General features: G+C 70.4%; 8 protein-coding genes. 2 read left to right on the plus strand and 6 right to left on the minus strand.

Annotation, left to right across the window (positions count from 1 at the left end):
* The first annotated feature begins 216 nt into the window (after positions 1-216).
* The gene (locus INE98_RS10905) at positions 217-696 is read left to right on the plus strand and encodes a tRNA (cytidine(34)-2'-O)-methyltransferase (RefSeq protein WP_293538886.1); all 480 of its coding nucleotides are present in this window, start codon (positions 217-219) and stop codon (positions 694-696) included.
* The gene (gene hemF / locus INE98_RS10910) at positions 689-1,564 is read left to right on the plus strand and encodes an oxygen-dependent coproporphyrinogen oxidase (RefSeq protein WP_293538887.1); all 876 of its coding nucleotides are present in this window, start codon (positions 689-691) and stop codon (positions 1,562-1,564) included. The genes INE98_RS10905 and hemF overlap by 8 nt, the downstream gene beginning before the upstream one ends.
* On the opposite strand, the gene INE98_RS10915 is transcribed toward hemF, so the two are convergent.
* The 6 genes from INE98_RS10915 to INE98_RS10940 form a co-directional block, all read right to left on the minus strand.
* A complete protein-coding gene (locus tag INE98_RS10915) occupies positions 1,565-2,272 on the minus strand; it encodes a type 1 glutamine amidotransferase (protein ID WP_367120190.1) in 708 nt (235 codons plus the stop codon).
* Entirely contained in the window at positions 2,269-3,528 is a 1,260-nt protein-coding gene (locus INE98_RS10920) for a CCA tRNA nucleotidyltransferase (protein WP_293538889.1), read from the minus strand. The genes INE98_RS10915 and INE98_RS10920 overlap by 4 nt, the downstream gene beginning before the upstream one ends.
* On the minus strand, positions 3,525-4,178 hold the full coding sequence (locus INE98_RS10925) for a CoA pyrophosphatase (protein WP_293538890.1): 654 nt from the start codon (positions 4,176-4,178) through the stop codon (positions 3,525-3,527). The genes INE98_RS10920 and INE98_RS10925 overlap by 4 nt, the downstream gene beginning before the upstream one ends.
* Positions 4,175-4,738: a DUF1285 domain-containing protein gene (locus INE98_RS10930; RefSeq protein ID WP_293538892.1), complete on the minus strand. Its 564-nt coding sequence runs from the start codon at positions 4,736-4,738 to the stop codon at positions 4,175-4,177. The genes INE98_RS10925 and INE98_RS10930 overlap by 4 nt, the downstream gene beginning before the upstream one ends.
* 47 nt (positions 4,739-4,785) lie before the next feature.
* Positions 4,786-5,277, minus strand: coding sequence for a GNAT family N-acetyltransferase (locus INE98_RS10935; RefSeq protein WP_293538893.1), 492 nt, complete (start codon positions 5,275-5,277; stop codon positions 4,786-4,788).
* Between the two features lie 72 nt (positions 5,278-5,349).
* Positions 5,350-5,558, minus strand: a 209-nt coding sequence (locus tag INE98_RS10940) for a hypothetical protein (RefSeq protein ID WP_293538895.1), incomplete at its 5' end; no start/stop codon positions are given.

Consider the following 5,558-nt stretch of genomic DNA (forward strand, 5'->3'; position numbering starts at 1 on the left):
CGCCACGCCGTCGGCCACCTTGAAGCCACCCTTCGCTTGTGGACTGCGCCGCTTGAGCGCCGTCCGACCTCGACCCCGCCAGATGATCTGGTAAGGGTCCCGCGGACTGAACGCGCCGCCCCCGAGCGAGTCGGCCGGTCGCCTGTCCGCCGGCTCCGGCGGGACGACCATCGATTCGCTGCAGGACGCGCGCAGCCCGTGGCTGGATCGCTTAGAATGCTGCTCGCGCTTTTTCAACCGGACATTCCGCAAAACCTTGGCGCCGCCATCCGCCTGGGGGCCTGTCTCAGCACGCCGGTCCATGTGATCGAGCCCTGCGGGTTTCCGCTTTCGGACAAGGCGATCCGCCGGGCGGCCCTGGATTACGGGGATCCGGGGGAGGTTGTCCGGCACCCTGGCTGGGAGGTCTTCCGCGCCGCCGTCCCGGGACGGGTCGTCCTTTTCACCACCCGAGGCGCTGTCCCGCTGCACGATTTCGCCTTCCGGCCGGATGATACCCTTCTCTTCGGGCAGGAAAGCGCGGGCGTCCCGGACTTCGTCCACGACGACGCGGACGCCCGGGTCATCATTCCCTTGAGCCGCGGTCGCCGATCCTTCAACGTGACCGTCTCGGCGGCGATCGGCCTGTCCGAGGCCCTTCGTCAGACCGGGCGCTTCCCTGAATTCCATCCGCAAGATTTTCCCAGCCATGATTGACCCCGCCGTCCTGGAGTCCCGAAACACCCGCGCGCGCGCCTGGTTCGACGAATTGCGCGACCGGATTGTCGCCGCCTTCGAACAGCTCGAGATCGACGCCCCGGCCGACCTCTTCCCCGGCGAGCCGGCGAAGTTCGAGCTGAAGCCCTGGGTGCGAGAGGCCGGAGGCGGCGGCGTGATGGGCTTCCTGCGCGGCGGCCGGTTCATCGAGAAGATGGGCTGCCATATCTCCCTGGTGCATGGGACCTTCACGCCGGAGATGGCGGCGAACATGCCTGGCGCCGACAAGGACCCCAGCTTCACCGCCACGGGGATCAGCCTGATCGCCCACATGCGCAGCCCCAAGGTTCCGGCGGTGCACATGAACACCCGCTTCCTGGCCACCCAGACGGGCTGGTTCGGCGGCGGGGCGGACCTCACCCCCACCCTCGACGCGCAGCGCAGCCAGGACGCTCCGGACGCGGTGACCTTTCACGCCGCCCTGAAGGCCGCCTGCGACCGGCACGACCCGGCCTGGTATCCGGACTTCAAGCAGCGCTGCGACGAGTACTTCTACCTTCCGCACCGCAAGGAGCCCCGGGGGATCGGCGGCATCTTCTACGACCACCACAACTCCGGCGACTGGGAGCGCGACTTCCGGTTCACCCAGGACGTCGGCCAGGCCTTCCTCGACGTCTATCCGAGGATCGCCCGCGGCCGGATGCACGAGCCCTGGACGGAGGCCGACCGGCGCGAGCAGCTGATCCGCCGCGGACGCTATGTGGAGTTCAACCTGCTCTACGACCGCGGGACCATGTTCGGCCTGAAGACAGGCGGGAACATCGAAAGCATCCTGTCGTCCATGCCGCCTGAGGTGATCTGGCCCTGATCAGCCGCCGCCGGTCTCAATGAACCGCCTGAGCCGGCGGCCGACCTCGAGCCGATCATCTGTCGTTCCATAGCTGGCGATGCCTGCGTCAGCCTCGGCGTCGGTATAGCGGGTCCCGCGACGCGCCTCGATCAGGGCGCAGGCGTAGTCTGGCTCGAACTCGGGGTGAAGCTGGATCGAGATCGCCCTGCGGGCAGGGTAGTGGAGAGCGCCAAACGGCGTGAAGTCGCTCGCCGCGACAACCCGGGCGTCGGCCGGGGCCTCGACCACCTGGTCCTGATGCGAGGCGGGCGCGGCCAGGGACGGAAGGCCGGAGAGCCATCCCCCGCCTGTGGTCTCGTACCGGTGCAGCCCGACGCCCCAGCCCTTGGGCGACTTGATCACCTGCCCGCCGAAGGCTTCCGCCATGACCTGGTGGCCGAAACAGACCCCGATCAGCGCGGTGCGCCCGGAGGCGGCGTTCAGGAAGTCCTTGAGCGGCGCGATCCACGGGAGGGGGTCGTAGACCCCGGCCGATGATCCTGTGACCAGACAGGCGTCAAAGGCGCCGGGGTCCGTCGGAAACCTGGCCGAAGCGACGTCGAAGGTCTCGGCGGCATCGCCGTCGCGGAGCAGCAGACGCCGGAACATGGCGGGATAGTCGCCGAACCTCTCGGCGAGATCGCCGGGCGGCGCACCGGTCTCCAGGATCGCCAGTCGCAAGGTCACGCCCCCAGCCCCCGCAGGACGGCCGCCAGCCCTTCGCGCACGACGTCAGGATCCTCCGGGAAGTCCTCATCCATCCACCAGGTCTCAAGCTCCCTGAGAATCTCGCCGACGCGCGGCCCGGGTGGGGCGCCCGCCGCCAGGACGTCGGCCCCGGAAAGGCCTAGGGTTCTTGGCGTCCAGGACCGGGAAAGGGCGAGGTGCGTCTTCCAGTCCCGGGCCGCAGGGCCGTGCGGGGCGCGGGCCCAGGCCATCCGGAGGCGATCCTGGACGACCGCCGCCCCCAGGAGGTGAAGGGCCCGCCGCGTCTGTCGGGTCGACATCCAGCTGGTCAGCCTCGGCTCCCGCCCGGCGGCGGCGACCAGCCGGTCCCTGTGAGCGCCAGACAGCCTCAGCCGCTCGGCCTCCCGGGCGACGTCGCCGGGTGCTTCGGGAAGGAGGGCGCCAAGTCTCAGGACCGGGTCCGGAGCGGTTCCGTCCAGGACCTCGACCTCGCAACACCCCTCAAGGCGGGAGAGATCGCCTGCGGAGGGCAGGATCCGCGACAGGACTCCCGTCGCCGCCATCAGGCGGACCGATGAGCGCGGGTCCGGCGCGGACAGGAGCGAAAGGAGTTCCTTCTGAATCCGCTCCGCCGGGAGGTTGGCGAGGCTTGAGGCGTGGGCCTCGCAGGCGGCCAGGGCGGAGGCGTCCGGGTCGCCGCGGCCGTAATGGGCCAGGAAACGGAAATAGCGAAGGATCCGGAGGTGATCTTCCCGGATGCGCCGTTCGGCGTCGCCCACGAACACGATCCGCCCCGCCCGCGCCGCAGCCAGGCCTTCCCCGGTCGGATCGAAGACCTGGCCCGTCCGGTCCGCATAGAGCGCATTGAGCGTGAAGTCGCGCCGCGCGGCGTCCTCCGTCCAGTCCCGGCTGAACGCCACCACCGCCCGCCGGCCGTCTGTCTCGACGTCCCGCCGCAGGGTGGTGATCTCAAAGCCGCGGCCGCCGCTGACGGCGGTCACCGTGCCATGGTCGACGCCCGTGGGGACAGCCTTCAGACCAGCGGCCTCGAGCGCCGCCGTCACCGCGTCAGGCTCAAGGACCGTGGCGAGGTCGATGTCGGCGACGGGGCGGCCCATGATGGCGTTCCGGACGCAGCCGCCGACGAAGCGGACACATCCCGCCCCGCCCGCCGCCTCCAGGGCGTCCAGCACGGCGGCGGCGGCAGGATCAGAGATCCACCCGGCTTCCGTCAGCTGAGGGATGGAGGCGCTCACGCGGTGGGCCCGAAGAGGCGGTGCGACAGGACGCGCAGCATCCCGGCCGTGGCGCCCCAGATGAACCGGTCTTCATGGGTCATGGCGTAGAACCGGCGTCTGTCGCCGGTCGGCGTCTCCCGCTCGTGGACCTCATGGTTGGCGGCGTCCATCAGGAAGGCGAACGGCGTCTCGAAGATGTCGGCCACCTCCTCCGGATTGGGCTCCAGCCGGAAGCCCTCCTCGATAAAGGCGACAACGGGCGTGATCAGATAACCTGTGCCTGTCCGGTAGGGCGTCGACAGGCCCACCGGCGAGACGAGGCCGGGCGCCAGGGCGACCTCCTCCTCGGCCTCCCTCAGGGCCGTCTGCCAGGGGGCTTCTCCGGCGTCACTGCGGCCGCCTGGAAAGGCGATCTGGCCTGCGTGGCGCCTCAGGGTGTCCAGCCGGGTGGTCAGGAGGACCGAGTAACCGAAGGGCCTCTCGATCAGGCCCACCAGAACAGCGGCGGGAGTGAGGGTCTCGAGCGGCGGGAGATAGGGATCGGGCTCGAAGTCGAAGTCCGAACTGATCTGTTCAATGGAGCGCTCGGCAAGAGGATCCAGACGCTCCGCCAGGCGCGCCTCCAGCAGGGGCCGGGCGCCCCGCTCCGCGAGCCGTTGCGGGCTCACGCCCCTCCGTCTCCGGCTGACCCGAGGTCGAAGGCGGCGCCGCCGGACCGGACAAGGAGGCGACCGCCCGCCTCCTCGGCCATCTCGACCAGCTCGTAGAAGACGGGCCGCGCGACCAGGGCCTCAAGGCCGCGGCGGACATGCAGATAGGGCCGGGGCTCACCGGTTTCCGGATCCGTCTCGACCCTGAGGGCGTTGTCGGGCCCCGCCCGGACCTCGTCGCCCACATTGGTCTGGAAGACCAGGTCGCCGGCGTCCCGGTCGACGCGCACGGCGATGAACGGGGCGTCCTCCACCGTGATCCGCATCTTCTCGACGGGCGTCACCAGGTGAAAGCCGTCAGGATCCTTGCGGAGGACAGTGGAAAACAGGCGCACCAGGGCCTCGCGGCCGATAGGCGTTCCCTCATGGAACCACTGGCCGTTGCGCTTGATCACAATGTCGATGTCGCCGCAGTGGGCGGGGTTCCACAGGTGCACGGGGGGCAGGCCCCGCCCTGGCGCCTGTCGCGCGGCGGCGGCGACGCCCTCGAGGCCGGAGGCGGGTTGAGTCTCGGTCATGCCTGGAAGGTAGGCCTGCTCGGGGCCAGGCTCAACCTCGGCCCGGGTCAGGCGCGCACAGGTCCGCTCAGCGGCCCCGCAGCGCCACGGGCCAGGACCCGTCGGGGGTCCACCGGACCGGGCAGCCGGACCCCCGCCGTCGGCGGCACGGCGTAGCCGAAACGCTCGAAGAAGGGCGGATCGCCCACCAGCAGGATCGGGCCCTGCCCAAGCTTGTCCGCAGCGGCCCCGGCGCACTCCAAGAGCCGCCCTCCCAGGCCATCGAGCCGCCGGCCGGAGTGAACGGCGAGGGGCCCCAGGAAGAGGGCCGGGGTCTCGCCGATACGGATATCCCAGAGACGCACGGATCCGACGATCTCGCCGCCGGCCTCGGCGCAGAAGGACAGGTCACGACGGAAGCGCGCAATCTCGCGGACGCGTTCGGACACCTTGACGAAGCGTCCCGGCCCGAAGGCGTGATCCAGCAGGGCCTCGATCCCCGTTGCATCGGCGGCCTGTTCCGGACGGATGCAAAGATCGTTTTCGATGACGTCCGCCAAGACAGCCCCTCCCCGGCGCAAGGGCCGCGCGTTTAGGGCCGGTCAGTGATCGCGTCAACTCCGCGCGGGAAATCAGAGCCAGTTCCGGGGCCAGGCCTCGCCGAGCGGACGGACCTCGCCAGCGAGGAGGCCGCGGCGGCGCATGGCGGCGTCCGAAACGCTGCTCAGAGCCTGGACCGGCTCCACGCCGCTGCGCGGGCCCGGAGCCACGGGCGCCATCGCGGCGGCGGCGTCGAGCGCCTTCCACTCCGCCTGGCCCTGGTCCTGAAAGCCCACGGCGA

This window comes from Phenylobacterium sp., from assembly GCF_020253645.1.
Taxonomy (GTDB): domain Bacteria; phylum Pseudomonadota; class Alphaproteobacteria; order Caulobacterales; family Caulobacteraceae; genus Phenylobacterium.